Origin of the sequence: Saccharopolyspora antiqui (genome assembly GCF_052246905.1) — a bacterium.
GTDB lineage: Bacteria > Actinomycetota > Actinomycetes > Mycobacteriales > Pseudonocardiaceae > Saccharopolyspora.
In genome coordinates this window covers 229,291-255,421 of sequence record NZ_JBQQBO010000004.1, presented here as the reverse complement: position 1 = coordinate 255,421, position 26,131 = coordinate 229,291, and the positions used below count along the sequence as shown (strand labels likewise).

At 69.8% G+C, this 26,131-nt stretch carries 24 protein-coding genes and 2 pseudogenes; 5 read left to right on the top strand and 21 right to left on the bottom strand.

The window, feature by feature from the left end; translation table 11 throughout:
* Positions 1-2: 2 nt before the first annotated feature.
* The 3 genes from ACTWQN_RS10035 to ACTWQN_RS10025 all read right to left on the bottom strand — a co-directional run bounded on the left by ACTWQN_RS10035 (position 3) and on the right by ACTWQN_RS10025 (position 3,240).
* The gene (locus tag ACTWQN_RS10035) at positions 3-1,109 is read right to left on the bottom strand and encodes an amidohydrolase family protein (RefSeq protein ID WP_443203092.1); all 1,107 of its coding nucleotides are present in this window, start codon (positions 1,107-1,109) and stop codon (positions 3-5) included.
* Between the two features lie 116 nt (positions 1,110-1,225).
* Positions 1,226-2,281 carry an amidohydrolase family protein gene (locus ACTWQN_RS10030; RefSeq protein WP_443203091.1) on the bottom strand — a complete coding sequence of 352 codons (1,056 nt, stop codon included), beginning with the start codon at positions 2,279-2,281 and terminating at the stop codon, positions 1,226-1,228.
* A 407-nt stretch (positions 2,282-2,688) separates the two neighbouring features.
* On the bottom strand, positions 2,689-3,240 hold the full coding sequence (locus ACTWQN_RS10025; protein ID WP_443203090.1) for a heme-binding beta-barrel domain-containing protein: 552 nt from the start codon (positions 3,238-3,240) through the stop codon (positions 2,689-2,691).
* A gap of 115 nt (positions 3,241-3,355) precedes the next feature.
* Between ACTWQN_RS10025 and ACTWQN_RS10020 the strand changes: the two genes are divergently transcribed.
* The 4 genes from ACTWQN_RS10020 to ACTWQN_RS10005 all read left to right on the top strand — a co-directional run bounded on the left by ACTWQN_RS10020 (position 3,356) and on the right by ACTWQN_RS10005 (position 6,110).
* Complete coding sequence (locus ACTWQN_RS10020; protein ID WP_443203089.1) at positions 3,356-3,985, top strand: VOC family protein; 630 nt, start codon at positions 3,356-3,358, stop codon at positions 3,983-3,985.
* Between the two features lie 85 nt (positions 3,986-4,070).
* A complete protein-coding gene (locus tag ACTWQN_RS10015) occupies positions 4,071-4,589 on the top strand; it encodes a hypothetical protein (protein ID WP_443203088.1) in 519 nt (172 codons plus the stop codon).
* Positions 4,590-4,781: 192 nt separating this feature from the next.
* On the top strand, positions 4,782-5,753 hold the full coding sequence (locus ACTWQN_RS10010) for a magnesium transporter CorA family protein (protein ID WP_443203087.1): 972 nt from the start codon (positions 4,782-4,784) through the stop codon (positions 5,751-5,753).
* A 216-nt stretch (positions 5,754-5,969) separates the two neighbouring features.
* On the top strand, positions 5,970-6,110 hold the full coding sequence (locus ACTWQN_RS10005; protein ID WP_443203086.1) for a hypothetical protein: 141 nt from the start codon (positions 5,970-5,972) through the stop codon (positions 6,108-6,110).
* Between the two features lie 11 nt (positions 6,111-6,121).
* Here the strand turns inward: ACTWQN_RS10005 and ACTWQN_RS10000 are convergent, their stop codons facing one another.
* Positions 6,122-7,039, bottom strand: a complete 918-nt coding sequence (locus tag ACTWQN_RS10000; protein ID WP_443203085.1) for a LysR family transcriptional regulator — start codon at positions 7,037-7,039, stop codon at positions 6,122-6,124.
* Positions 7,040-7,151: 112 nt separating this feature from the next.
* Between ACTWQN_RS10000 and mdlC the strand changes: the two genes are divergently transcribed.
* Complete coding sequence (gene mdlC / locus ACTWQN_RS09995; RefSeq protein WP_443203084.1) at positions 7,152-8,738, top strand: benzoylformate decarboxylase; 1,587 nt, start codon at positions 7,152-7,154, stop codon at positions 8,736-8,738.
* Between the two features lie 44 nt (positions 8,739-8,782).
* Here mdlC and ACTWQN_RS09990 read toward each other — a convergent pair whose 3' ends face one another.
* The 17 genes and pseudogenes from ACTWQN_RS09990 to ACTWQN_RS09910 all read right to left on the bottom strand — a co-directional run bounded on the left by ACTWQN_RS09990 (position 8,783) and on the right by ACTWQN_RS09910 (position 25,955).
* Positions 8,783-10,132, bottom strand: a complete 1,350-nt coding sequence (locus ACTWQN_RS09990; protein ID WP_443203083.1) for an MFS transporter — start codon at positions 10,130-10,132, stop codon at positions 8,783-8,785.
* A 33-nt stretch (positions 10,133-10,165) separates the two neighbouring features.
* Positions 10,166-11,200 carry an NAD(P)-dependent alcohol dehydrogenase gene (locus ACTWQN_RS09985; protein ID WP_443203082.1) on the bottom strand — a complete coding sequence of 345 codons (1,035 nt, stop codon included), beginning with the start codon at positions 11,198-11,200 and terminating at the stop codon, positions 10,166-10,168.
* A gap of 22 nt (positions 11,201-11,222) precedes the next feature.
* Positions 11,223-12,716, bottom strand: a complete 1,494-nt coding sequence (locus tag ACTWQN_RS09980; RefSeq protein ID WP_443203081.1) for a mannitol dehydrogenase family protein — start codon at positions 12,714-12,716, stop codon at positions 11,223-11,225.
* Between the two features lie 3 nt (positions 12,717-12,719).
* The gene (manD, locus tag ACTWQN_RS09975) at positions 12,720-13,976 is read right to left on the bottom strand and encodes a D-mannonate dehydratase ManD (RefSeq protein ID WP_443203080.1); all 1,257 of its coding nucleotides are present in this window, start codon (positions 13,974-13,976) and stop codon (positions 12,720-12,722) included.
* Complete coding sequence (locus tag ACTWQN_RS09970; RefSeq protein WP_443203079.1) at positions 13,973-14,977, bottom strand: 2-hydroxyacid dehydrogenase; 1,005 nt, start codon at positions 14,975-14,977, stop codon at positions 13,973-13,975. The genes manD and ACTWQN_RS09970 overlap by 4 nt, the downstream gene beginning before the upstream one ends.
* 25 nt (positions 14,978-15,002) lie before the next feature.
* Complete coding sequence (locus ACTWQN_RS09965) at positions 15,003-15,995, bottom strand: LacI family DNA-binding transcriptional regulator (protein ID WP_443203078.1); 993 nt, start codon at positions 15,993-15,995, stop codon at positions 15,003-15,005.
* A gap of 249 nt (positions 15,996-16,244) precedes the next feature.
* Entirely contained in the window at positions 16,245-17,351 is a 1,107-nt protein-coding gene (locus ACTWQN_RS09960) for an aminotransferase class V-fold PLP-dependent enzyme (protein ID WP_443203077.1), read from the bottom strand.
* Positions 17,348-18,205, bottom strand: coding sequence for an acetylxylan esterase (locus ACTWQN_RS09955; protein WP_443203076.1), 858 nt, complete (start codon positions 18,203-18,205; stop codon positions 17,348-17,350). Before ACTWQN_RS09955 ends, ACTWQN_RS09960 begins: the two co-directional genes overlap by 4 nt.
* Complete coding sequence (locus ACTWQN_RS09950; protein ID WP_443203075.1) at positions 18,205-19,140, bottom strand: acetylxylan esterase; 936 nt, start codon at positions 19,138-19,140, stop codon at positions 18,205-18,207. Before ACTWQN_RS09950 ends, ACTWQN_RS09955 begins: the two co-directional genes overlap by 1 nt.
* Positions 19,141-19,158: 18 nt before the next feature.
* Positions 19,159-20,256 (bottom strand): ABC transporter ATP-binding protein, encoded by a 1,098-nt coding sequence (locus ACTWQN_RS09945; protein ID WP_443203074.1) that lies wholly within the window; start codon positions 20,254-20,256, stop codon positions 19,159-19,161.
* A gap of 7 nt (positions 20,257-20,263) precedes the next feature.
* Positions 20,264-21,154 (bottom strand): carbohydrate ABC transporter permease, encoded by an 891-nt coding sequence (locus ACTWQN_RS09940; RefSeq protein WP_443203073.1) that lies wholly within the window; start codon positions 21,152-21,154, stop codon positions 20,264-20,266.
* Positions 21,151-21,777, bottom strand: a pseudogene (locus tag ACTWQN_RS09935) (carbohydrate ABC transporter permease); the annotation flags it as partial. The gene ACTWQN_RS09940 and the pseudogene ACTWQN_RS09935, both read right to left, overlap by 4 nt.
* 305 nt (positions 21,778-22,082) lie before the next feature.
* A complete protein-coding gene (locus ACTWQN_RS09930) occupies positions 22,083-23,156 on the bottom strand; it encodes an extracellular solute-binding protein (RefSeq protein WP_443203177.1) in 1,074 nt (357 codons plus the stop codon).
* A pseudogene (locus ACTWQN_RS09925) lies at positions 23,095-23,271 on the bottom strand (hypothetical protein); the annotation flags it as partial. The gene ACTWQN_RS09930 and the pseudogene ACTWQN_RS09925, both read right to left, overlap by 62 nt.
* Positions 23,272-23,552: 281 nt before the next feature.
* The gene (locus tag ACTWQN_RS09920; protein WP_443203072.1) at positions 23,553-24,845 is read right to left on the bottom strand and encodes a hypothetical protein; all 1,293 of its coding nucleotides are present in this window, start codon (positions 24,843-24,845) and stop codon (positions 23,553-23,555) included.
* A 111-nt stretch (positions 24,846-24,956) separates the two neighbouring features.
* Entirely contained in the window at positions 24,957-25,235 is a 279-nt protein-coding gene (locus ACTWQN_RS09915) for a DUF6343 family protein (RefSeq protein ID WP_443203071.1), read from the bottom strand.
* Between the two features lie 159 nt (positions 25,236-25,394).
* The gene (locus tag ACTWQN_RS09910) at positions 25,395-25,955 is read right to left on the bottom strand and encodes a winged helix-turn-helix domain-containing protein (protein WP_443203070.1); all 561 of its coding nucleotides are present in this window, start codon (positions 25,953-25,955) and stop codon (positions 25,395-25,397) included.
* Positions 25,956-26,131 lie beyond the last annotated feature (176 nt).

The window sequence follows — 26,131 nt, the reverse complement described above, 5'->3', positions numbered from 1 at the left end:
CGTCACCGCCCGAACCGGTAGAACCCGTCGGCGTTGTCGTACATCAGCTGCCGGTGCAGTTCGCCGGGCAGCTTCAGCTGGAAGGCCCGGTGCGGGTTGTCGAAATCCCAGTGCGGGTAGTCGGTGGAGAACATCAGGCTGCGCGGCCCGATCTGCTCGATGAGATCCAGCAGGTGGCGGGGGTTGCCCGGCTCTTCCATCGGCTGGGTGGTGAGCCCGACTTGGTCGCGGACGTATTCCGAGGGCAGTCGCCGCAGGTGCGGCACTTCCTCGCGCATCCGGTGGAACAGGTCGTCCAGCCGCCACAGCAGCGGCGGCAGCCAGGCGAACCCGCCCTCGATCAGGGCGATCCGCAGGTCCGGGAACCGGTCGAAGACCCCTTCCATGATCAGGCTGGTCAGCTGCGCCTGGAAGGCCATCGACATCCCGGTGTGGTCCTCGATGTAGTAGGAGGGCCAGCCAGCGGCGGTGATCGGATTGACCGTGGTGGAGGCGAAGTGGATGCCCACCGGCAGCCCGCAGCGCTGCGCCGCCTCGTAGATCGGCCAGTAGCGGCGGCGGCCCAGCGGTTCCTTGGTGCGCGGGAACAGCAGGACCTGCACGAAACCGGGGTGCTCGGCGGCGCGTTCGATTTCGGCGGCGGCCAGGTCCGGAGTTTCGAAGGCGATGCTGATGGATGCGCGCAACCGGGGGTCCCGCTCCAACCAGTGCTCGACCTGCCACTCGTTGATGGCGCGGGCCAGCGCCGCCCCGTACTCCTCGTTGCGCTGCTCGGCGGCCCGGTACAGGCAGTTCAGGATCGCGAAGTCGACCTGGTACAGATCGAGCAGCTGTTCGCGCATGAAGTCCAGGTCGGAGCCCGGAACCTGCCCGGACGGCGGCCACGAGTCGATGCGCGAGCCACCCGCCGGACTCATCTTCGGGTAGCAATACCCGTTCTGGTAAGGCGAATACGTGCGGGAACCGACCAGTTCCGCGTAGCGGCGCCACTTGGCCGGTAGGTACGGGTGCAGCGCGGCGGCGGACGCCACCGTGTTGTGCACGTCGCAGTCGATCAGGCGGGTGCTGGTCGGCTCCACGACCGACGATGCCGTCAGCGGGCGAGCCATCGGAAACCTCCTCGTTGAGTTCACGATGTCTGAGAGCCGTTGCTGTCTTTTCTGTTGTTTGAAGCGGCGTAGCCGCTTAGCCCACCCTCGCAACTCGCACCGCCACGCAAAACGAGTCAAGGACAGGTTCTGAGCCCGTAGAGCGTTTCGGCGTTGCCTCTTTCGACTTTCGTGCGGTCGGCTGCGTCCAGGTGGCGCAGCAGTGAGGTTTCGGCGTCGCGGTGGTGCCAGTGCGGGTAGTCGCTGGCGTACAGCAGCATTTCGGCCGAGCCCAGTTGTTCGACCAAGCGGAGGACGGCGGCGGCCTCCGGTGGTCCGTCGAAGGGCGCGACGGTGAACCGAACGTGCTCGCGGACCACCTTCGATGGCGGGACGGTCACCCACGGAACTTCCCGGCGGGTGCCCTTCCAGTTCTTGTCCAGCCGCCACAGCAGCGACGGCAGCCAGCTCACCCCGCTTTCCAGCAGCACGACCCGCAGGCTCGGGTACTGCTGGAAAACGCCCTCGCAGACCAGGCTCATCAGCTGCGACTGCATCACGTTGGAAACGCCCGCGTAGTCTTCGATGCAGTACGACGGCCAACCTGCCGGTGACAGCGGGTTCGCGCCCGCGACACCAGGATGCACGCCCACCGGCAGCCCGGCTTCGGCGGCGGCCTCGTAGATCGGCCAGTAGTGGCGGCGCCCCAGCGGCATTTCGGAGAACGCCAGCAGCAGGACCTGGACGAAGCCCGGTTGGTCGGCCATCCGGCGGATCTCGGCGGCGGCCCGCGCGGGATTCTGCGGTGCCACCACGATCGAGGCGCGCAGCCGGGGGTCGGCGCCCAGCCATTGGTCGGCCTGCCAATCGTTGAGCCCGGCGGCCATCGCCACCGCCCAGTCCTCGTTGTGGATGGGCTGCACGGCGTAGAGGCAGTTCAGGATCGCCAGTTCCGCGGCCGAGTCGTCGAGGACCTGGGTGCGCAACACCGCGGGGTCGGAACCCGGCGGCGCGGTGCCGGTGCGCGATTCGGGTCGGGCCGACAGCGCCATGTTCGGTGGGTAGAAGTCCGGCGCGAGGCTCTGCACGCCGTGTTCGACGCAGTAATCGCGCCACCTGCTCGGCAGGTACGGGAAGAGCGCGGAGATCTCTGGCACCGCATGGTGCACGTCGCAGTCGATGAGCCCGGTCATTTGCCGTATCTCCTTCGCGGCGGAGCTTTCGGCGGCGGTCGCTGCGGCGTCGGAGGATCTTCGGCGCGGCAGCACTGGGTTCGGTCGGCTCGGACTTGCCGTCGACCGATTTCGGGACTGTGCGCTGAGCTCGGGTGGCGTCATCGATAAGAATCGTGATCGCCGTTCCCGAGCCGGGACGAGACTCAGTTAGCGTAGCAAACGGTGTCCTGCGGCGGAAGTTGCCGCATCATCGGGATCGGTCAACCCGACCACGATTCCTGCGCAGGTGCAGTGGTTTTCGGCGAAATCCAGTGTGGATCTTGTTGTACCGTCCGGCCGATCACCGAGTCAGAAAGGACGGATGTGGCGATTGACTTGATCTGTTCGAAGGAGTAGGCGAAAACCGTCTACATTGGACTTCGGGATCAGGCGAGGCGGTCCAGCCGGGCGGTGACGTGCGGTGTCATCGGCAGACCGACCATCGCGCGGCTCTCGGCGTAGTCGAGCGCGTCGGCATCGCTGAACGCGTAGCTGCGCCTCGCGGCCTCGACGTCCTTCGCGCTCGCGGTCCGCACGACGGTGTCGGTGGACAGCTCAATGCGGTGCGGACTCGCCGTGCCGTAGAACAGTTCCAGGATTCCGGTGCAGTGCGTGATCAGCAGTTCCAGGGTGCCGTCGGGCTGCGGTCGCCACCAACCGGTCTCCCACGCCGCTGGGCGAATCACCTGGCCCGCGGCGTCGAGCAGCCAGGCACGAGCCTCGTGCCGCAGGAACGGCCGTCCGTCGTGGGAGATCGTGACCTGCTGCCCGAACCGGTACGGCCCGGCGATGCTCGGGTAATCGACCTCGCCGCTGCCGCGCCACACCCCGACCAGCGCCCGCAGCGGAGCACACGCGTCGTGCAGCGGCGGCCCGCTGCGCAGGTCGGCGGTGTCGGCCGGAATGGGCAGCGGAGCGCGATCATCGGAAGTCCCCATACCGGCAGGGTAGAACCGCTGTCGGCCGACAACACCACCGGGCCCGCGCCAGCGGTTGATCTCCGCTGGTCGGGGTGCTGTGATCGGCGGTGAGCCGGACTTTCGGGAGGGCGACATGGGCACTGTTGATCCGCGTCTGGACCACCTCGTCTACGGCGTGCCCGACCTGGGCGCGGGGGTGCGGGCGGTGGCGACGCTGCTCGGCGTCGATCCGGTGCCAGGTGGTCGTCATCCCGCCCAAGGCACCAGGAACTACCTGTTGGGCCTCGGTGGCCGGGCCTACCTGGAGATCATCGGTCCGGACCCGGAAGCCACCCAGCCGCCGAGTTCCTTCGGGCTGGCCACCCTGACCGCGCCGCGCCTGGTGACCTGGGCGATCCGGGTCGCCGACATCGAAGGCGCGGTGACCGCCGCCCGAATCGCGGGTTGTGACCCCGGCGATGTGCGGCCGATGTCCCGCCGCACCCCGGAGGGCGCCCTGCTGGAGTGGCGATTGGCCAAGTCTGAGCCGCGCCCGCGCGACGGGTTGATCCCGTTCCTCATCGACTGGGCGGCGGCCCAGCACCCGGTCGAAACCGGACTTCCCGAGGTCCGGCTGCGGTCGCTGCGCGCCGAACACCCGGACCCCGACGCCGTCCGCGCCGACCTGCGGGCCGTCGGCGCGCACCTGGACCTCACCACGGCGACGACGCCCAAGCTGCTGGCCGCCATCGAAGGTCCCAGCGGTGTGGTCGAACTGAGTTGACGCCACTGCGCGTCCATTGTGGATGCGACGTCGTTCCGGGTGGGTTTCCTTGTGGACGCCACTGGTTCTGTGTTTGAGTGCTGGTGTGTATCGCGCATTTTGCTTCCAGAACCTGGCCGTGACGGTGGAAGGCATCGACTTCCTCGATCCGAACCGGGCAACCGATTCGGACGTGCGGGAGCGCGGCGTGCGCATCGAACTGCGCGGGCTGGCCGAGGTCGCCGACGCGGGATCCATCTACGCCTCGCACCCGGTGCGGTTGGGCCACGGGCTTTGCCGCTTCGACCTGCTCGAATCGCGCCCCGGTGCCGCCGACCGGATGCACTGGCACCCGATGATGACCGGCGGCGAGCCGGGGCAGCGGGTCTTCGACCACGCGCTGAGCCAGGACCCCACCGGCTGGCTCGGTGACCGGCTGCGGGACGTCGCTCCGCTGCTGCGGCGCGCCGGGCTGGACCCGGCCGAGCACGCCGACGAGGTGCGGGCGGTGGCCCGGGCGGCCGAGGAGATCGTGGCGTGCGTGGCGGCGATCCTCGGTGAAGCCCGCAAGCCGTGGCCCGAGGTGCGGCGGGACGTGCGAGGCCTCGTGCCCATCGACGCCTGAGCCGTCGTCTCGGCAGGCCGGAACCCGCGCGTTCGGATAGCTGGACGCGGGGTGGCGGCCCGGCGGCGGCATCGTCCAGCGGCGCGCATACCGGGATCGGTGCCAGCACCCCGCCGACTCCGATCGGCCTTCGGCGGATAAGCCGCCCGGTGCTGTCTCGGTTCACTTGATCGGGTTACCGTAGGCCGCGCTATGCCTCTTACTCGCCTTTACCGCAACGGAGTTCTCGAAGCCGAGAACTTCCCGGTCGACGACGTCTCCGAACACCTCGCCGACCCCGGCGCGACCGTGTGGCTGGACTTCTGCGGCCCCTCCGCCGCCGACCTGGCCGCCATCGCCGAAGAACTCGGACTGCACGAGATCGCGGTGGAAGGAGCGGTGCACCAGGACCAGCGGGCCAAGGTGGACTGCTTCGACACCCATTCGCTGCTCACCGCCTACTCCGTGCACATGGACGGCCGCTCCGGTGCGCTGTCGTCCTGCGAGGTGTCGGCCTTCATCACCGACCGCGCGCTGGTGACGGTTCGCAAGAGCGAGCGATTCGACATCCAGGCGGTGTTGCAGCGCTGGGATTCGTCGAGCGCGCTGGCCAAATCCGGCGTCGGATTCCTGGTGCACGGACTGCTGGACTACATCGTCGACGGCCACTTCGAGGCCGCGCAGATCATGGACGAGCAGATCGAGGCACTCGAAGACCTGGTCTTCGACGAGCGCCCGCAGCACGCCCGGTTGCAGCGCCGTTCGCTGCACCTGCGCAAGAGCCTGGTGCACCTGCGGCGCGCGGTGCTGCCGATGCGCGAGGTCGTCAGCACCCTGACGGGTCGCGACCTGGCGCTCGTCGACGATGCGCTGACGCCCTACTACCAGGACGTCTACGACCACGTGCTGCGGGCCTCGGAGTGGACCGAGTCGTTGCGGGACCTGATCACCACCATCCGCGAGACGCAGCTGAACCTGCAGAGCTTCCAGCTCAACACGATCATGAAGAAGGTCACCGGGTGGGCCGCGATCATCGCGGTGCCCACCGCCATCACCGGCTTCTACGGGCAGAACGTGCCCTACCCCGGTTTCCAGAGCGGGTGGGGTTTCTGGGCTTCCACGGCGGCGATCCTGCTCATCTCCGGGGCCCTCTACCTGTCGTTCCGCAAACGGGATTGGTTGTAGCCGGTCACGCTCGGCTCGCGGCGGCCTGGCGGGCTGCCCCGGTCTGGTGGTCGGTGACACTCCGTCGTGGGTTGTGAACGGGGTGGCATGGTTGGCGATTTAATCGGGCGTTATCGTCTGGGCAACGGCGCTGCCACCCGACATGTTCACCATCAGGCACAGCCTGGCCAGTCGGGGCTGGGGGGATCGAGCGCCGCGGAGAAAGGGAAATCTCCCATGGTGCGTGCTGTCGGAACGTTGGCCGTCGTTGGTGCTGGCGTGCTGGGCTTCTGGGTGGGCTACCTGCTGGACGCCAGGCGCAACCCGTCCAGCGACGAAGTAGCCGCCCGCCGCCCGAGGACTCCGGTCGCCGCCTGACCGACCCGCTGTCAGTCCGATGTGGACCATTCCGAGTCGTGGCGCAGGGTTCGCCGGATCAGGTCGCGCAGCCAGTCGATGCCCGGGGCGGGGAGAGCGCGGCGGTAGGTGTAGAGCGAGACCTCGACGGTCGGAATCTCCAACGGCAGCTCGAAGGTTCGCACGTCAGACGACCGGGTGAACAGACCCGCGACTCCGCTGGGCACCACGGCGAGGTAGCGGGTCCGCGCGAGCAGTTCCGGCAGGACGGCGAAGTGCGGCACCCGGGCCGCGACTTCGCGGCGGTGGCCGAGCCTGGTGAGTTCCTGGTCCGCGTCGGCGTGACCGGCGGCCGGGTCGACCACGATGTGTCGCTCCCGCAGGTACTCCGCCAGGGTGGGGTGTTCCCCGATGCGGGGATGGGTGCGGGCGCACAGTCCCACGTAGCGTTCCCGGAACAACCCATCGCGCCACAGGTCCGGGGCATCGATCCGGGGCGTGCAGATGACCGCGTCGACGCGGCCCTGGCGCAGGTGTTGCGCGGCGGCGGCCATGTCCAGCGGCGTGACCTCGACCGCGCAGTGCGGCGCGCTGTCCTCCAGGCGGGCCAGGACGGCCGGTAGCAGGCCGATCTCGCCCAGGTCGGTCGCGCAGATCCGGAAGGAGCGCTGCGACGTCGCCGGGTCGAACCGGCCCGTGCCAGACACGGTCTCCTCGATCACTTCGAGGGCCTGCTGGATGCGCGGGTACATCCGCTCCGCGATCTCGGTGGGGGCGAGTCCGGCTGCGGAGCGGACGAACAACTCGTCGTCGAACTGGCGGCGCAGGCGGCGCAACGCGTGGCTCACCGACGGCTGCGTGATGAACAGCGCCTCGGCGGTTCTGGTGACGCTGCGCGTCTCGTAGAGCAGCACGAACGTCTTCATCAGGTTCAGGTCCACACCGACCACCCAGCGAGGATAAACCTGGCCTATGGCGGGATCAACAACATTCATTAGGACTATGAAAGCTGCTCGCCTATGGTGGCGTCGTCACCGCCCTGCGCCCGGGAGGCGAGAACCGATGGCCGACGTACGCGAAGTGACCTACGACCTGCTGCGATCGCACGACCTGACGACGATCTTCGGCAACCCGGGCTCCAACGAACTGCCGTTCCTGGCCGGGATGCCCGCCGACTTCCGCTACATCCTCGGGCTGCACGAGGGCGCGGTGCTCGCGATGGCCGACGGCTACGCGCTGGCCCGCGGCGGATCGGCGCTGGTCAACCTGCACGCGGCGGCGGGCACCGGGAACGCGCTGGGCGCGCTGACCAACTCGGTCTACTCGCACAGCCCGCTGATCATCACCGCCGGGCAGCAGGTGCGCTCGACCATCGGCCAGGAGGTCATGCTCGCCAACGTCGAGGCGCCGACGCTGCCCAAGCCGCTGGTGAAGTGGAGCTGCGAACCGGCGTGCGCGCAGGACGTGCCGCGCTCGATCAGCCAGGCCATCCACATCGCGAACCTGCCCGCCAAGGGCCCGGTCTACGTGTCGGTGCCCTACGACGACTGGGGCCGGGAGGCGCCACCGGAGGCAGCGCACCTGCTGGCGCGCCGCACCGACGCGGCCGGATCGCTGAGCGCCGCGCAACTCGCCGACCTGGTCGGCGCGCTCGACGCCGCCGAGAACCCGGTGCTGGTGCTCGGTCCGGAAGTCGACGCCCGGTACGCCAATGACGATGCCGTGCGGCTGGCGGATCGGCTGGCCGCGCCGGTGTGGATCGCGCCGTCGGCCTCGCGCTGCCCGTTTCCCACCAGGCACCCCGGTTTCCGCGGCGTGCTGCCCGCCGCCGTGCGGGGCGTCACCGATGCGCTGGCGGGCCACGACCTGGTCCTGGTGGTCGGCGCGCCGGTGTTCCGGTACCACCAGTTCGTGCCCGGCGAGTACCTGCCCGCCGGTGCCCGGCTGATCCAACTGACCAGCGATCCCGCCGAAGCCGCGCGGGCGCCGATGGGGGAGGCACTGGTCGGCGACGTGCGGGACGCGCTGTCCCGGTTGGCCGCAGCGGTCACCGCCGGACGGCGGCCGCCGCTGCCGCCGCTGCCGGAACGCGCACCGGCGCGGACCTCGGGCGAACGCCTGCACCCGGAGGAGCTGTTCGCGGTGCTGCGCGAGAACGCGCCGGAAGATGCCGTGTACGTCAAGGAATCCACCGCGACCGCGGCCGCCTTCTGGGCGCAGATGGATCTTTCCCGGCAGGGCAGCTACTTCTTCCCAGCCTCCGGCGGTCTCGGCTTCGGACTGCCCGCCGCGGTCGGTGCCCAGCTGGCTCACGACGAACGCCAGGTGATCGGGCTCATCGGGGACGGCTCGGCGAACTACGGCATCACAGCGCTGTGGACGGCCGCGCAGTACGACATCCCGGTGATCATCGTGATCCTGAAGAACGGCACCTACGGCGCGCTGCGCTGGTTCTCGAAGGTGCTCGGCGCGACCGATGCGCCGGGCATGGACGTGCCCGGCATCGACTTCGTCCGCATCGCGGGCGGCTACGGCGTGGCGGCGACCGCGGTGCGCACCGCGGCGGAGTTCAAGAGCGCACTGGCCGCCGCGCTGCGCTCGGGCAAACCAGCCGTGATCGAAGCCGAAACCGAACTGACCGAGCCCTGACCGGGCGGGAGCCGGGTGAAGGGGACTCCCGCCCGGTTTCCGGGTCATCCGACAACAGCGGTGGCGTCTCGCGGGGTGTTCAGGTCGCGGTCCTTGGTTTCCGGGGCCAGCAGGGAGGCGACCAGGCTGATGGCCATCATCGCCATCATGTAGATCGCCACCGGGATCCACGAACCGGCGAAGGCGGTCAGCAGGGCCGCGCAGATCAGCGGGGCCACGCCGCCGCTGAACACCGCCGAGAACTCGCGGCCCAGCGTGACACCCGCGTAGCGGTAGCGGTTGCCGAACAGTTCCGGGAAGTAGCTCATCTGGACGCCGACCGCGCCCTGGCAGGCCAGGATGAAGCCCACGATGATCGCCACCGTGATGGCCACCGGCGAGCCGGTGTTCAGCGCGATGAACGTCGGGCCCGGCAGCAGCACCAGCGCCGCGACGATCATGGTGTAGGTGGGTTTGCGGCCGATCACGTCGGAGAGGGCGCCGAACACGATCGCCGCGATGCCGCCGCAGATCGAGCCGACCAGCAGCACCTTCGGCACGAACGCCGGGTCCACGCCCACCGTCGACACCAGGTACGACGCCATGAACACCTGGTAGGTGTAGGACTGCGCGTTCATCCCGAGGTTCATGAAGAACACCAGCAGCAGCGGTTTGCGGCCCTGGCGGAACGTATCGAGCACCGGCGCCTTGGGTTCCTCGTGCTGCTCCTTGAGCTCCTGGAACACCGGGCTCTCGTTGAGCTTGCGCCGGATGATCAGCGCGGCGATGGTCACCAGCAGGCTGCTGCCGAACACCAGCCGCCAGCCCCAGCTCAGCAGCGCGTCCTCCGGCAGCAGTTGCGCCAGGATCCACGCGACCGCGCCGAGCGCGGTGCCCAGTGCGGCCCCGGTCATCACCAGGGACGCCAGCCGTCCGCGTCGCCCGGTGCGGGCCGTCTCGGTGAGCAGCGTGGCGCCCCCGGCCTGTTCGGCTCCGGCGCCCATGCCCTGGAAGAACCGGCAGATCACCAGCAGCACCGGGGCGATCAGGCCGACCTGGCCGTAGGTCGGCAGCAGGCCGATCGCCAGGGTGGAACCGCCCATCAGCAGCAGGGTGGCGACCAGCACCCACTTGCGGCCCAGCCGGTCGCCGAAGCGGGAGAAGATCAGGCCGCCCAGTGGCCGCGCGGCGAAGCCGACCGCGTAGGCGCTGAAGCTGGCCAGGATGCCCGTCGCGGGCGAGACGTTCGGGAAGAACAGCTTGCTGAAGATCAGCGCCGACGCGGTGCCGTAGATGACGAAGTCGTACTGTTCGAGCGTGGTGCCGATCAGGCCCGCCCAAGCAGCCCGGCGAACCGCTTTCGGATCCGCCGGAGGAGTTGATCTGTCCACTGTGGTGCGTTCGGGGTTGGCCATGTCCATGCGTCCTTGGATGGAGTGGGGGCAGGGTCAGTGGGATCGGTCCGCGGGGCGGACGACGACCTTGAGGTGGGTGGGGTCCTGCTGCGGCGCGCGCAGCGCGTCGGCGGTCCGGTCCAACGGGAACCGGCCGGTGAGCAGGCCGGGCAGGTCGACTCGGCCGCTGGCGGCGAGGTCGATCGCGGTCGGGAAGGCGTGCGCGTAGCGGAACGCGCAGCCCAGATCGATCTCCCAGCGTTGCAGGTGGGCCAGCGGCAGGCCGTCGACCTGCGGCGACGCCTGCCCGACGACGGTCGCCCGGGTGCCGGGGCCGAGCGTCCGGATGCCCTGCCACAGCGCGGCCGGATGCCCGGAGCACTCCAGCAGCCGGTCCATTCCGGTCAGTTCCGGCGCCTGCTGGGAGGTGTTGAGCACCGCGGTGGCACCGAGTTCGGCGGCGCGCGCCAGCCGTGCGTCGTTGACGTCGGTGACCACCACCTCGGTGGCCCCGGCGGCCCGCGCGACCTGCATGGCCAGGATGCCGATCGGCCCCGCGCCGGTGACCAGCACGCGGTGTCCGAAGTGGACGTCGGCGCGCTGGACGGCCCACACCGCGACGGCCAGCGGCTCGATCAGTGAACCGACCTCCAAGCCGATGGTGCCGGGCAGCGGATGCACGGCGCGGCTCGGCGCGACGACGTGTTCGGCGAACGTGCCGTGGGTGGGTGGCGAGCCGAAGCAGGTGCCGGTCGGGCACAGGTTGTAGCGGCCCGAACGGCAGGTCGGGCACGAGCCGCAGCCGACCGCGGGCTCCACCGCGACCCGGGTGCCGGGCGCGAACGGGGCGGCGGGGCCGGTTGCGAGGACGGTCCCGGCGGACTCGTGGCCCAGCACGGTCGGTTGGCGCAGCACGTTCTGCCCGTTGCGGCCGTCGGCGAAGTAGTGCATGTCCGAACCGCAGACGCCGACGGCGTCGACTTCGACGAGCACGTCGTCCGGCCCCAACCGCGGCAGTGGAACCTCTTCGATGCGCAGGTCACCGGCGGCGTGCAGCACGGCGCCGCGGGTCGCTTCGGGAATGACCACGATTTCACATCCTTCGAGCAGGTCAGGTGGCCGGTGCCGGGTGCTGGCCGACGGCCTCGGCGGCGGCCGCGGCCGGACCGTGCGCCGCGATGATGTCGACGAACTCGGCGACCCGGCCGATGAACTCGGTGCGCGCGGCCAACTCGTCGCCGAGCAGTCCGCCGCGGAGCACCTCGGTCACGAACGCCGTGGTGGATCGGGTGGCTTCGGCCGCGGCGACCAGCGACGCCCGAAGCGGGTCAGCCATCGCAGCGGCGTGCGGCCCGGCGTCGAAGCCCTCCGGTGGCGCCAGGCAGCACAGGTAGGCGGCCACGGTGAGCGCCAAGTGCTGCGGCACCCGACCGGCGCGCAGGTGCTGCCGGGCCGGCTCCGGTATTCGCTGGGCGAGCTTGGCCGAACCATCCGATCCGACCTGCCGGGTGCGGTGGCCCAGTGCGCTGTTGCCCCACCGTTCGAACAGTTGCGAGATGTAGTCCTCGACGTCGATGTCGGCGGGGACCGCGAAGGTCGGCAGGTAGTCCTCGTGCAGCACCCGCCGCGCCGCTTCGGCGACGAGCGGCCGCCCGATGGCCGCCGAGATCGTGTCGCAACCCGACAGCGCCCCGAGGTAGGCGATCAGCGAGTGGGTGCCGTTGAGCAGTCGCAGCTTGAGCAGCTCGTAGGGCACCACGTCGCTGGTGAACCGCGCACCACCGTGTTCCCAGCGCGGTCGGCCCGCGGCGAAGCGGTCCTCCAGCACCCACATGTTGAACGGCTCGGCCGGTACCGGCACGGTGTCGCGCAGCCCGAGCCGCTCGGCGACGGCCGCCCGGTACGCGTCGGTGGTGGCCGGGACGATCCGGTCGACCATCGAATTGGGGAAGCGCACCGCTTCGGCCAGCCACGCGGTGAGTTCGTCGCGCTCGTCGGCGGGCAACGCCGCGGCGAACTCGTGCACCAGCCGCGCCGTGTGGGTCCCGTTGCCGACGAGGTTGTCGCAGCTGAGGACGGTGATCGGGGCGGCGTGCGCGCGGAGCCTGCGCTGCAACGCGCGGGTGAGCTGGCCGATCGTGGTCTTCGGCGGTTCGCCGCGCAGATCGGCCTGCACCGCCGGGTTGTCGAGGTCCAGCCCACCGGTGCGCGGCGAGTAGGTGTAGCCGTTCTCGGTGACGGTGAGCGTGACGATCGCGGTGCCCGGTGCGGCTATCGCGTCGAGCACCGCCTCGGGCCGCTCGGCCGCGACGAGTGCGCCGGTGTGCACGGCGGGGACGACGATCCGGGTGTCCTGCGGGGAGATCTCGACGACGCTGTAGCGGAAGTCCTGCTCGCGCAGGGCATCGGCGACCTGGCCCGAGCGGCTCGCCACGCCGAGGATGCCCCACGGGCCGTCGGTGTGGTCGAGCGCCGCGGCGGTGAACACGGCCTGGTGGGCTCGGTGGAAGTTGCCGAGTCCCAAGTGGACGATGCCGGTCTCGCGCAGCGCACGTCGATGCAGCAGCGCGCTGTCCGGGGTCGTGGTGGCGTTGAGGCGGTCCATGGCTCACCAATCGGTCATCGACCCGTCGCGGCGGCGCGCGACCGGCAGATATGCCTGCTCGTAGGGGAATCGGGCGGCCAGCTGCTCGTCGACCTCGATGCCGATGCCCGGTGCGTCGCCGGGGTGCAGATGCCCGTCGGTGCAGCTCCACGAGTGCCGGAACACCTCGTGCACCACGTCCGGATAGCCCATGTACTCCTGGATCGCGAAGTTCGGCGTCGACAGTCCAACGTGGACGGACGCGGCCAGCGCCACCGGCGAGACGTCCGACGGGCCGTGCGGCCCCAGCTTGACCTGCCAGAGGTCCGCGAGCGCGGCGATCCGGCGCAGGTGGCTGATCCCTCCGGCGTGCGTGACGCAGGTGCGCACGAAGTCGATCAGCTGCTCGGTGATCAGCGACTGGCATTCCCAGACGGTGTTGAACACCTCGCCGATCGCCAGCGGCACCGTGGTGTGGTTGCGGACGTGCCGCAGCACCTCCTGGTTCTCCGCCGGAGTGACGTCCTCCAGCCAGAACAGGTCCACCTCTTCCACGCGGCGACCGAGCCGAGCGGCCTGACCGGGGGTGAGCCGGTGGTGGGCGTCGTGCAGCAGCTTCAGCTCCGGGCCGACGTGCTCCCGCGCCGCGGCCAGCACACCCGGGATGTGTCGCAGGTAGGCGTCGGTGTCCCAGACCTCTTCCGTCGGCACGACGCCGCGCCCGGCGGGCTCGTACGCGGCATCGCCGCTCACGCCGTAGACGGTGCCCAGGCCGGGCACCCCGGTCTGCACCCGCACCGCCTCGAAGCCGCGTTCGCGCACCGCGTCGACGGAATCCAGCAGCGCGGGCACGTCCCGGCCCGCGGCGTGCGTGTAGGCGAGGACGCGGTCCCGGACCGCGCCGCCGAGCAGCTGGTAGACCGGCTGCCCGGTGACCTTGCCCTTGATGTCCCACAGCGCGATGTCCACCGCGCCGATGGAGGTCATGGTGACCGGACCGCGCCGCCAGTACGCGCCGCGGTAGAGGTACTGCCAGGTGTCCTCGATGCGCGCCGGGTCGCGGCCGATCAGCAGCGGTGCGACGTGATCACGCAGGTAGGACGCCACCGCCAGTTCGCGCCCGTTGAGCGTGGCGTCGCCCCACCCGACGACGCCGTCGGCGGTGGTGAGCTTGAGCGTGACGAAGTTGCGGCCCGGACTGCTGACGATGACCTCGGCGGCGGCGATGCGGTCCGCGCCCGGTCGGCCTCCACCGGGGGAGAGTTGGGGATCGTCAGTCATGCCAGCCTCCGAGATCGGTCCACCACGTTTCGCACCGGCTCGCCCGCGGCGAAGCGGCGGATGTTCGCCGCGATGTCGGCGACCCGGCGCGTGAAGGTCTGCCGGGCGATCCCCGACGAATGCGGTGTCATCAGCACGTTTTCCAGCTCGTGGAACGGGAACCGGCTCGGCGCGGCGGAATTGCCGCCGTTCGGGTACCGGTACCAGACGTCGATCGCCGCCGCGCCGATCACGCCGTCGCGCAGCGCGTGGTACAGCGCCGCCTCGTCGATCAGCGGGCCCCGCCCGACGTTGATCAGCACCGCTTCCGGGCCCATCCGGGCCAGCTCGGTGGCGCCGATCAGGCCGGTCGTCTCGGCGCTCAGTGGAGCCGACACCACCACGACGTCGGATTCCGCGAGCAGTGCGTGGAGTTCATCGTTGGTGGCCGCCCAGGAGAGGCCCGCTGTCGGATCGACCTGACCGCGGCGGGTGACCGCCACACCGCGCGCCCCGAAGACCCGCAGGCGCTGCCAGGCGGCCGCACCGATGTGGCCGAACCCGATGAAACCGACGGTGGCGTCGGCCAGCGTGCCCGGCCACGGCCGCTGGCGGTCGTAGACGGCGGAATCCCAGATTCCCCTGCGCAGCGCGGTGTCCTGCCGGAGGAAGCCGCGCCGCAGCATGATGCTCGCGGCGACGATGTGCTCGGCCATGGCGTCTTCGTGGTTGAAGGTGTTGGCGACCACCACCTCCGGCGGCAACGCGTCCACGGCGATCTTCTCGGTGCCCGCACCGGGGGCGTGCACCAGCCGCAGCCGCCCGGCCACCGCCGCCAGCTCCGGCAAAACCTGCTGGGTGATCAGGACGTCCGCCGTCGCGACGGCGGCTTCGAAGTCCGCCGGGGTGGCGTCGTGGACCCAGCGCACGTCGGCGTCCGGCGGCAACGCCGATTCCAGTTCCGCGCGCAGCGGAACGAGGTTCGCCTCGGCGACGACGACGTGCAGGCCAGGGGTTGTCATGGGGCTCCTCGGTGCAGCGGATGTTTCAGCGCGCGGGGGCTGGGCCGGTCGAGCCGCGCACCACGAGCTGGGTGGGCAGCCGGTGCTTGCGGGGCAGCCGCCGGTCACCGGCCAGCACCGGTCCGAGCAGTTCCAGGCTCAGCGAACCCGCCCTCGCCCAGGGCACCGCGATGCTGGTCAGCGACGGGCGGGACACCTCGGCCAGCGAGATGTCGTCGATGCCCACCACGCTGAGCCCGGTGGGCACCTCGATCCCCAGCGCGCGGGCGCCCTTGATGACGCCGAAGGCGACGAGGTCGTTGTGCGTGATCGCCGCGGTCGCGCCCGAGGCGACCACGCTGGCCGCCGCGGCGGTGCCACCGGCCACCGTCTCGGACTGCCAGCCGAGGACCTCCAGTTCGAGTCCGGCATCGTCGGCCAGGGTGCGGACCAGGGCGACCCGGCGGCGGTTGGACCAGGAGTGCTCCGAGCCCTGCACGTAGGCGATCCGGGTGTGGCCGAGCGCGGCGAGGTAGTCGATCGTCTGGCGCAGGCCGTCGGCGGCGTCGGCGATGATGCAGTCGGTGCCCTCGGCCTCCCGGTTGACCAGCAGGACCGGGGTCCGGCCGCACAGCTCGATGATCTCCTCGGCGTCCAGTCGGGCCGAGCACATCACGATGGCATCGGCCTTGGTGCGCAGGTGGCCGATCGCCTCGCGCTCCCGTTCCGGGGCGAAGTCGGTGTCGTGCAGCACGAGCGTCTGCCTGCCGCGCCAGACCTCGCCCTGCGCGGCCTTGACGAACGCTCCGAAGATCGGGTTGGCGATGTCCGGCACCACGATCGCGACCGTGCTGGTGCCCGGATCGGGTGCCGCATCGGTCTGCCTGCCTGCGGTGGGGTCGTAGCCGATCTCCTGTGCGACGGCCAGCACCTTGCGCAAGGTTTCCGGTCCGAGGCGGCGCGGATCGCTGAAGGCGCGGGAAGCGGTGGACAGCGCGACGTTGGCCCGCTTGGCGACATCGGTCAAGGTCGGCGCCACTCGCAGCTCCGCTTCATCGCACCCGGTACCCCCAGCCGAACGACCGGGGCGCGCCAATCCTCACCAACCTTGCACAAACTTGTCAACACCTTGCCAACGCGATCGCACCCAACCTCCGCCACGTGGGTTCACACGATGTGGGCGAGGTGAGGGGCACCCGTGACCAAGTAACTGGGTCACGGGTGCCCCTCACCCTTCACTCGAACGGAGAACGGCGCCGCCGTGCAATGGGGCGCGCTCGGAAAGCGGTCAGTGGTGGAGGAGTTCTTGTAGTGCGTGCAGGACGAGGTGATCTTCGCCGGGGGCGAGGGTTTGGGGGTTGAGGGCCAGGGCGTCGTCGGCGCGGCCGACTGCGATGCGGGGGTCTCGTTCCCACAGGGCGTCGATCAAGGCGTCCTGGGTCCAGCCGCTGGTTGGGGTCAGTCGCAGCAGCGCACGGCTGTGCGGTTGACCGGCCTCGCTGGGGTAGCCGCGGGTCACCGCCACGCCCGGGAGGTCGCGCAGCCCTTCGATCCACCGGTCGACCATTCGTTCGTACTCGGCGAGGAGGGCCGGTTCGTCCTGGTCCAGTGCGGTTTCGACGGCGGTGAGCAGCCCGAGCAGTTCTTCCTTGCCGACCTTCATGCTGCGCCCGAGCGCGTGGTTCGGGCAGCCGTGCATCCTGCACCCCTCGATGATGTCGCGGCGGCCCAGCACCAGGCCGCTGGACTGCGGACCGCGCAGCCCCTTGCCGCCGCTGACGAGCACCGCGTCCGCCCCGAGCTGCGCGGTGTAGTCCCACAGCGACGCGATCGGCGGGATCTGCGCGGCCGCGTCGACGAGCACCGGAACATCCCGGCGATGCGCGACTTCGAGCACCTCTGCCAGATCGGGTGCACCGGCCGCGTAGTGCGCGCCAGCGAACCAGAGCACGCAGGCCGTTCGGGAACCGATCGCGGCGCGCAACGACTCCGGCGTCGCGTCGAACTCCACCACGTCGGCGCCGAAGTGGCGAGCGGCGTAGTCGTAGGGATTGCGGTGCCCGCGAAAGATCGCCACCTCGGTGCGGGAGATCCCGGCCAGGTCGGGGAAGCTGTCCACCAGATCCGGGTTCGGGCCGGTCATGCAGCTGGCCACCGCGAGCGTGATCCCCGCCGCGGCCCCGCAGCTGACGTATCCCGCTTCGTTGCGGGTCAGCTCCGCGAGCCGGGCGCCCACGCGTTCGTGCAGCTCTTCCAAGTCGACGAAGTGCCCGGCGGCCTCGGTCATGGCCTCGACGGCCGATGGCGTGATCAGCGAACCGCCCAGCCGGGTCAGCGTGGCCGCCGCGTTGATCACCGGCCGGACACCCAGCTTGCGGTAGATCGCGGCGCTCAACGGACGTCTTCCAGGAAACGCGACCGGGGTTGCACGCCCAGGCAGCGGGCCAGCCAGGCGTCCAGTTCCACCGCGTCGTCGGCTTCGTCGTCGGTGCGCAGGTAGGTCTCCGGGGCGAGCGCGGTGCGCAGCGATTCGTGCCACGGCGACGAATCCGAGGTGGCCAGCAGGGTGCGGGCCTTGATCGCCGCCGCGTGCCGGGCCGGTTCGAACAGCGAAAGCGTCTCGGCGAGTGCCGCTTCGTCATCCGGGCGGTGCCGGAGGCGGTCGTTGAGTTCTTCCAGCGGGTATTCGTCGGTGCCGTGGCGACGGCGCAGCGGCTCGTGCAGCAGCGCTGCGGTCACCCGAATCGCGGCGAAGCCGGGCCGCCGAGCGGCGGTGAGCAGCGCGAGGTCGTCGCCGGAGACGCCGACGCGCTGCGGGTCGATCTCGGGGCGGTCGAACAGGAACTCGGCGGCGCGCAGGCAGTCCGCCACGATGCCGCGGTAGACGAACGTCTCCGGCGCGTCGATGCCGAGGGTGAACAGGCCCGGATAGGGCGCGGCGAACGGGCTGTCGGCGAGCCGCTGGCCGCGGTGCATCGCGGTGAACACGACGTAGCGCATCCGGTCGTGGTAGTCGGGGACGTGGTTGACGCTGCCGTGGCGCGGGGTCTCCAGCAGCGCCGGAAATGGGCCGCTGCCGGTGGGAACGCTGAGGTAGCCGAACAGCCGGTAGGAGTCGAGGCCGGTCAGCCGCACCTCGAAACCGGTGAAATCGGCCGTGGAACGGGCCGGGGTCGGGGTCAGCAACGGCCGAGCCGGAAGCCCCGACAGCTCGGCGTCGACCTGTCGCCAGTACTCGTCGAATCGCATCAGTGCGCCTCCACCGGCTTCAGAAAACCGTCGATGAATTCCCTGATCTTGGGTTCCACTAGGCGTCGGCCCGCGTCGTGTGCCGACCTTGCGTAGGTGAGCAACTGCTTGGGACCGGCCAGTTTCCGGTAGACGGCGTAGCCGGTCTCTGGCGGGCACACGTCGTCGCGCAGTCCTAAGTGGACCATTGCTGGGGAGGTCACCTGCGCCGCGAAGTTCAGGCCGTCGTAGTACGACGCCGTTTCGGCCACCAGCGGCTCGTGGTCCGGGTGGACGCGCAGGTATTCGGTGATCTCCTCGTACGGGTAGGAATGCGTCAACCGGGTCGAGGCCATGATCCCGCACAGGTACGGGGCACCGGATGCGACGCACTTGACGAGATCCGGCCGCAGCGCCGAGGCCACGATGCCCAACCCACCGCCTTGGCTGGAGCCGAACACGCCGATCCGGTCGGGATCCACCGACGGCAGCCCGGCGAGCACGTCGAGCCCGCGCAGCACATCGAGGTAGAAACCGCGGTACCCGTAGCTGAACCGGTCGATGATGTGCTGCGTGAGCAGGCCAGGATATCCGGGGTTGACCGCCGCGTTGGAGCGCAGTTTGCCGCGCGGTGCCAACCCGATCGTGACGTAGCCGCGTCGGGACCAGGACTTGAGGATCGACGGCTCGGAGATGTAGCCGGGGATGTGCGCGACCGCCGGAAGCCGGCCCGACGCGTCGGTCGGCGCGGTGTACCAGGCGGCGATGCGGACGTCCTGGTAGCTGCTGTAGTGCAGTTCGTGCACCTCGACGGCGTCGGTGGACAGGTCCGGTCGATGGGTGAGCTGGGGTCGTGCGGGTACCGCGTCGAGCAGGCGCTGCGACTGCGCCCAGAACTGGTCGAAATCCGGCGGGCGGTCCACGGCGATGTCGGCTGACTCCGGATTTCTGGTCATGTGCACACCTTCCTGGAGTTACTCGGTGGTCGGCGAGTGCAGTGCGGTGCCGTCAGCGGCGGCGAACAGGTGAATCCGATCGGGATCCAGCGCCACTGCGACGTTGCTGTCGATGCTGGTCCGAAACGGCGCGGGCACGCGGGATTTGACCAGCTCGCCGCCGAGATCGACGGTGACCAGCACGTCCGCGCCCAGCGGCTCGGCGACGAAGACCGTGCCGCCCAGCGCACCGGAGCCATCGGACAACGCGACGTCTTCCGGCCGGATGCCGAGCACCACCTCGCCATCCGGCAGCGAGTCCGCGGCGCGCGCCGCCTCCGGCGTCAGCGGCACCGTGCAGGCCTTGCCGCGGAAGCAGCGCTGTCCGTCGCGGTCCACCACCGCGCCGGTGAAGAAGTTCATCGGCGGACTGCCCATGAACGCCGCGACGAAGGTGTTCGCCGGACGCTGGTAGATCTCCTCGGGCGGCGCACATTGTTGCAGGACACCGTGGTTGAGCACGGCGATCCGGTCGGACATCGTCATGGCCTCGACCTGGTCGTGCGTGACGTAGATGAACGTGCGGTTGAGTTCGGCGTGCAGCCGCTTGAGCTCCACCCGCATGTCGCCGCGCAACTGGGCGTCCAAATTGGACAGCGGCTCGTCCAGCAGGTACGCCCCGGCGTCCCGGATGATCGCCCGGCCCAGCGCCACCCGCTGCCGCTGGCCGCCGGAGAGCTCCCGGGGCTTGCGGTCCAGCAGTTCGGCGATGTTCAACACCTCGGCGGTGCGGCGCACCCGCTGCGAGATCTCGGCCTTGGGCACCCGCATCATGCGCAGCGCGAACCCGATGTTCTGCGCCACCGTCCGGTGCGGGTACAGCGCATAGCTCTGGAAGACCATCGCGACATCGCGCTTGTTCGCCGGTAGGTGCCCCACCGGCTGGTCGTCGAAGTACACCTGGCCGCTGGTCGCCTGGTCCAACCCCGAGACCACCCGCAGCGTGGTCGATTTGCCGCACCCCGACGGGCCGACCAGCGTCAGGAACTCCCGATCCGCCACCGTGAGGTCGAGCTCGTCGACGACCACGTTGCTGCCGAACGCCTTGCGGATGCTCGCCAACCGGACCTCGGCCATCAGCACCTCATCCCTTCACCGATCCGGCGGCCATGCCGCGCACGATCAACCGCTGGAAGAACAGCGCCAGCACCAGTGGCGGCACCACGGCGACCACCCCGGCGGCGGCCATCAGCGTGAACTGGGTGTTGATGTCGGTGGCGAAGTTCGCCGCGACCACCGGCATCGTCTTGGCCGCCTCGGTGGAGGTCATGAACAGGGCGAACATGAACTCGTTCCAGGCGGTCATGAAGGAGAACACCCCGGCCGCCACCAGGCCCGGTGCGGCCACCGGCAGGAACACCGACCAGATGGTGCGCAGCCAGCCGCACCGGTCGATCCGCGCGGCGTCCTCCAATTCCCGAGGCACGGTGCGGAAGAAGTCCTTGAGCACCCAGATGGTGACCGGCAGCGAGAACGTCAGGTAGGACAGGATCAGCGCCCAGTAGGTGTCGAGCAGCCCGAGCGCGCGCATCATCAGGTAGAACGGGATGATGATCGCCACGCTGGGCACCATCCTGGTCACCAGGTAGCCGACCAGCAAGAACCGGCTGCCGGTGAACCGCAACCGGGAGAAGGCGTAGGCGGCCGGGACCGCGAGCACCAGGTTGAGCAGTGCCGTCGAAGTGGCGACCACCATGCTGTTGCCCAGCGCGTACGGGGTCTCCTTGATCGCCCGGCCGCCCACCAGCACCTCGACCTGATCCGGCTGGGTGAAGCTGGCGTAGTTGTCCAGCGTCGGATTCGGCGGAATCCAGTTCGGCGGCACGGCGATCGCGTCCACCTCGCGCATGAAGCTCATCGCCAGGATCCAGTAGAACGGCAGGAAGAGGTATGCCGCGAACGCGATCGCGGCCAGCGAGACGAAGATCTTCTTCCACCGGATCCGGTAGCGCAGCGGCGGGGAATGTGCGGTCATACCTCGAAGTTCCCCTTCCGGTAGAGCGCTGCGACGTAGCCGACCGAGATCACGAACGTGATCAGCGTGATCACCCACGCGTAGGCGCTGCCGAGACCGAAGTCGGTGTAGGTCAGCGCGGTGCGCACGCTGAGCACCGCGATGATGTTCGTGGCCTCGCCGGGTCCGCCCCCGGTGAGCACGTAGATCGTGTCGAAGGCCCGGAAGGAGTTCATCGTCTCCAGGATCAGCACGATCAGCAGCGGGTGCAGCAGCCACGGCAGGGTCACCTCGCGGAACCGCTGCACGGCCCCGGCGCGGTCCACCCGCGCCGCGTCGTAGAGATCCGACGGAATCGCCGACAACCCGGCCAGCAGCAGGATCACCGCGAACGGCAACATGTTCCACACCTGGGCGAAGGCGGCCAGCAGGAACGCGCCGACCGGCGAGGCCAGCCAGGCCTGGTAGCTGTCGATCAGGCCGAGCTCGCTGAGCAACCCGTTGAGCGCACCGGTTTTCGCGTCGAAGATGGTCCGCCACATCAGGCCGTTGACCACCCCCGGCATGGCCCACGGCAGCAGCGCCAGGCTCCGCAGCGGCCCGCGCCCGAGGAAGGACTCGTTTAACACCATCGCCAGCGACAGCGCCAGGACCACCGTCATCGACACGACGACCAGCACGAACAGCCCGGTGGTGCGCAGCGAGTTCAGGAATGCCGGGTCCTGCCACAGCGTCACGTAGTTGCCCAGCCCGATGAACTCGATGGCCTTGGGCCGCTTCAGGTTGAACTGGTGCAGGCTCACCCACAGCGAGTAGCCGATCGGATAGGCCACCATGGCGAACAGGATGACCATCGCGGGGGCGTTGAGCAGGTAGGCGCGCTTCGCGTCGGTTCCCCGCTTCCCGTCGACGCCTCGGGCCGACAGCTCGGCACTCGTCATCACGCCCCCTACGCGTACCGGTTGGCCAGCGATGCCGCCGCGCGGTCCAGTTCCGCCGCGGCTTCCCGCGGGGCGGTGCCACCGGTGAGCACCCGCTGCACGGTTCGTTGCAGTGCCGCTTCGAATTCCGCGTACCACGGCACGGACAGGATGCTGCGCGCCCGGCTGACCTCCGCGAGGTAGGCGTACGCGGTCGGGTCGGCGAACTTGCGCAGCGTGGTGTCCACTTCGGAATCCGAGCGCAACGCGTCGTAGGCGAAGCCGAGTCCACGTTGGAGGAACCAGAACTTGGCGGTGTACGGCACCCCGTGCTCGTCGAAGCCGCCCAGGTAGTTCAGCAGCCGGATGGCCTTGTCGCGGACCTCGGTTTCCCTTTTCAGGCAGTACATCCGGGCGGTGCTCGCGGTGCCTTCGGTGCGCCCGTCGAGGCTGGGCACCCCGGCCAGCAGCATCGCGCCCGCCGTGGTCGACTTCTCGGGATTGTTGTAGTTGCGCAGCGAATAGCGCGGCGCCAGGGTGAACGCGTAACGCCCGGCCATCATGGCGTTGTCCAGCGGGACCGGCAGGGTCTGGATGGACGCCGGGTCCAGGACCCGGGAGCGCTGGGTCGCGCGTTGCAGCCATTCCAGGATCGCCACGAACGCCGAACCGGAACGGCCCATCACCGGCTGCGACCTGTCGAACAGATCGGATTCGTTGGCGTGCACCAACGCCCAGATCCACATCATCGCGGTGTCGCTGAGCTGCGCGGCCAGGCCGATCGGATACTCCAGCAGACCAGCGGCTTTGATGCGCAGCGCTTGCGCTTCGAGTTCGTCGAGCGTTCGGGGCGGGGTGCTGATCCCGGCCCGGCGCAGGATGTCGGTGTTGTAGACCAGGCCTTGGGAGTCGGTGTAGTAGGGCAGCCCGTAGCGCTTGCCCTGGTAGGTCATCGCCGCCGCGACCGACGGGTTCGTCGTACATGTAGAGCACGTCCGGACCGCCCCCGCCCATGAACTCGGCGGTGAGCTTCTGGATGAACTGGGCGCTGGTGATCGGCGTGTACTCGACCGGCACGTCCGGGTTGAGCTGCATGAACCGATCGACGTTCTGCTGGACCAGCCCGGCTTCGTAGTCCCAGCCCTCGAAGCGCACCACCCCGGCCAGCGCGGCGCGCCCGCAACCGGCCAGCAGGCCCGGTGCGGCGAGCAGCGGCATCGCTTTGAGCAGGCTTCGACGGTCCATGGCAGCACCCCTCTCGATCGCCGCCTCCGGCGCGATCAATAACGAACCAGGTTCGTAATTGGTGCTTTTCTCGTGGTGCAGCGAGCATGCCCGACGACCACCGCATGGTCAACGCATCGCCGGGAAAAAACTCCGCGACTCGCAGCGAGAGCGAGTTGTCGGCTCGTTCTGGGGAATGGCGATTTCACGCGAAATCGCTCGCCCCGCCACCCAAACCAACCCGCGCGCTCTCTTGGCGGTCGGGCAAGGGAAAATCAGTGCTCGGCCAGTGCGTCGTCGAGCCGGAGGCGGTACAGCGTGGTGGGTCGTCCCTTGCGGGCGTGCTGCGCGATGCCTTCGGCGACGGCGAGCCCGGCGGCCTGCAACTTGCGGATCACCCGGCGGCCGCTGGGGTCGGTGATTCCCAGCAGTGCGGCCAATTCGCTCGGTGCGACCGGCCGTCCGTGCAGGTTTCGCTCGACGGCGACCAGCCTGGACAGCGTGGTGGGGCTCAGCCCCGCGTCGCGGGCTAGGCGCTCCAGTTCGGCTCCGTGGTCGCGGTAGGCGAATTCGGCCAGGCGCTCGTCCCGGTTCATCGGCCCGATGATCACGCCGCTGTCCTCGACGAGGTATCCGGACGGCTCGGGTTCTGCTTCCGCGCGGGCCGCGGCGCGTTCGGCGAGCGAGACGCTGGTGCGCGCCGAACCACCGATCCCGAAGCCCGCGTCGGCGCGAACGCCGAGCAGCTCCTCGGCCTGCCGCAGGACGGGCACCGCCCGCCAGCGCGCGGTGGCGCGTTCGAACAGCGCCTTGTGCGCGAAGACGACCAGGCCGCGCCGCCCGTGGTTCTCCACCCACGCCCCGGCCATGTCCGGACTGTGCAGCAGCAGGTTCGTCAGGCCGCCCCGCGCCCGCTCGACGTCGATCTCGCTGGACTGCTCGTGCACCTGGAAGATCGCGGCGGTGAACCGGAATGCGTTGGCCTGTCCGGAATGGATCCGCAGCACGAGTTCGTGCAGATCGGCGCGGACCGTGGAGGGCACCGTGCTGCTGTTGATCACCGGCACGTCGTCGCGCAACTGGTCCGCCACGTCCATGCGCATGGTGATGACCACCCCGCCGCGGCGGCGCAGCGTGCTCCGGTGGTGCTCGACGATGTCGGCGGTCCGCTGCCCGGGCGCGTAGGGCAGCGACGTCGCCTCGACGCCCAGCGCGGTGGCGACCTCGTCGACGATCTCCGGCTGGAAGGTGTCGATGCTCACCGGGGTGTCCAGCGGGTGGTCGGCGCGCAGCCGGGCGAAGGCCAGCGCCAGGTCCAGCGCGGCGGGCCGCAGGACCGCGACCACCACCGATTCCGGGAGCAGGTCGCGGGCCACCTCGAAAGGCAGCAGGCCCAGCAGGACGCCATCCATCCGGGGCTGCGCGAGCAGCTCGCGCACCCGGTCATCGATCTGCGATTGCTGGTGGTAGACGGCCCAGCGCAGGGTCACGCCCGTGACGGTGCGGGCGGCTTGCTCAAAGATGTCGAAGCGGCGCGCATGCACCACGATGCCGATCACCACACTCATGCCGCCACCCGAGTCCGGCCCGCCGATCGATGCGCACCAGCATGCGCGAACCGGTCACCCCGGTCAACGCCGCTCCACCGTGGACAAAGGCGGCCGGGGCCGGGCGTGCGGTCAGCCGGGTTCGCCACGGCGCTTGCGGTACGCCACCCAGGCGAAGTCGACGGCGGCGATCACCGCCAGCACGGCCAGCACCCAACCCAGCCACGCCAGCTCCGGGCCGTACCGGAACACCAGCACGGCCGCGACCGCGCAGAACACCAGACCGAACCCGGCCAGCCACAGCCGCAGGGTCAGCGCGCTTCGCGCGTAGGGCGCGCCGCCGAAACCGGCCATCGGGTCGTGGTAGCCCGGTAGCCCCCGCTCGTAGTCCTCGCGCTTGCGCTTCGGCATGCCCCTCGACTACCCACTTCAACCCGACTTGTCACCGACACCGCCCCAGCCAACCCGGCACCCCGCCACGCCCGGCGGCGCCGCCGATCGGGTGAGAGGTGAAGGGCACCTTCCACCAACTTGCTTGGTAGAAGGTGCCCTTCACCCCGCCGTCGGCGCTCAGGTGTCGTACGGGTCGGGTTCGATGGTTACTTCGGTGGTGCGGTCGAGGCGGTAGCCGACGCCGCGCACCGTGGTGATCAGGTCCAGGTCGGGGCCGAGCTTGCTGCGGATCCGGCGGATGTGCACGTCCACCGTGCGGGTGCTCGGGGTGCTGTTGAATTGCCAGACGGCGTTGAGCAGCGCGCCGCGCCGGTGCACCCGTCCCGGGTTCTGGCACAGGAACAGCAGCAGATCGAACTCCAGCCGGGTGAGCTCGACGGGCGTTCCGTCCGCGCGCACCACCTTGCGCGGCGCCACCAGGATTCGCAGTTCCGGTTCCACCGGGGTGGGCAGCGGTCGCAGGTGCGGTACCTCCGGTCCAGTTTGGATATCCACTTCGGACTGATTCGGCAGGTCGGCCAAATCTCGGAGTTTCTGGACGAAGTCTCGTTGCAGTGCGGGCAGTTCCTGTCGCGGGACGAGGAACCGGGCGGTCACCTCGATCACCGCGCCGTCCACCGGCCGGATGTCGGGGGAGCCCGGTCCGTTCGGTTCCCGATGAGCAGCTTCCAGCGTCATGACACAGGTCTCCGTCTCACATCGCGGTGCCGGTGCGGGATTGCCGCCGACACCGGCGCGAACAACGCGCCTCGGCGGCACGGCACCGGCGAGGCGGGGGCGCACCGGCGTGCGAGGGTTCGGGTGAGCGGGAGTGCGACGCCGGAGCAGGGGGGATCAATCGCGCGGACAAGCCG

Excerpts from the sequence above, each read along its gene's own strand:
- ACTWQN_RS10035 (WP_443203092.1), bottom strand. The coding sequence starts at position 1,109 with ATGGCTCGCCCGCTGACGGCATCGTCGGTCGTGGAGCCGACCAGCACC.
- ACTWQN_RS10030 (WP_443203091.1), bottom strand. The coding sequence starts at position 2,281 with ATGACCGGGCTCATCGACTGCGACGTGCACCATGCGGTGCCAGAGATC.
- ACTWQN_RS10025 (WP_443203090.1), bottom strand. The coding sequence starts at position 3,240 with ATGGGGACTTCCGATGATCGCGCTCCGCTGCCCATTCCGGCCGACACC.
- ACTWQN_RS10020 (WP_443203089.1), top strand. The coding sequence starts at position 3,356 with ATGGGCACTGTTGATCCGCGTCTGGACCACCTCGTCTACGGCGTGCCC.
- ACTWQN_RS10010 (WP_443203087.1), top strand. The coding sequence starts at position 4,782 with ATGCCTCTTACTCGCCTTTACCGCAACGGAGTTCTCGAAGCCGAGAAC.
- ACTWQN_RS10005 (WP_443203086.1), top strand. The coding sequence starts at position 5,970 with ATGGTGCGTGCTGTCGGAACGTTGGCCGTCGTTGGTGCTGGCGTGCTG.
- mdlC (WP_443203084.1), top strand. The coding sequence starts at position 7,152 with ATGGCCGACGTACGCGAAGTGACCTACGACCTGCTGCGATCGCACGAC.
- ACTWQN_RS09990 (WP_443203083.1), bottom strand. The coding sequence starts at position 10,132 with ATGGCCAACCCCGAACGCACCACAGTGGACAGATCAACTCCTCCGGCG.
- ACTWQN_RS09980 (WP_443203081.1), bottom strand. The coding sequence starts at position 12,716 with ATGGACCGCCTCAACGCCACCACGACCCCGGACAGCGCGCTGCTGCAT.
- manD (WP_443203080.1), bottom strand. The coding sequence starts at position 13,976 with ATGACTGACGATCCCCAACTCTCCCCCGGTGGAGGCCGACCGGGCGCG.
- ACTWQN_RS09970 (WP_443203079.1), bottom strand. The coding sequence starts at position 14,977 with ATGACAACCCCTGGCCTGCACGTCGTCGTCGCCGAGGCGAACCTCGTT.
- ACTWQN_RS09955 (WP_443203076.1), bottom strand. The coding sequence starts at position 18,205 with ATGCGATTCGACGAGTACTGGCGACAGGTCGACGCCGAGCTGTCGGGG.
- ACTWQN_RS09950 (WP_443203075.1), bottom strand. The coding sequence starts at position 19,140 with ATGACCAGAAATCCGGAGTCAGCCGACATCGCCGTGGACCGCCCGCCG.
- ACTWQN_RS09945 (WP_443203074.1), bottom strand. The coding sequence starts at position 20,256 with ATGGCCGAGGTCCGGTTGGCGAGCATCCGCAAGGCGTTCGGCAGCAAC.
- ACTWQN_RS09940 (WP_443203073.1), bottom strand. The coding sequence starts at position 21,154 with ATGACCGCACATTCCCCGCCGCTGCGCTACCGGATCCGGTGGAAGAAG.
- ACTWQN_RS09920 (WP_443203072.1), bottom strand. The coding sequence starts at position 24,845 with ATGAGTGTGGTGATCGGCATCGTGGTGCATGCGCGCCGCTTCGACATC.
- ACTWQN_RS09915 (WP_443203071.1), bottom strand. The coding sequence starts at position 25,235 with ATGCCGAAGCGCAAGCGCGAGGACTACGAGCGGGGGCTACCGGGCTAC.
- ACTWQN_RS09910 (WP_443203070.1), bottom strand. The coding sequence starts at position 25,955 with ATGACGCTGGAAGCTGCTCATCGGGAACCGAACGGACCGGGCTCCCCC.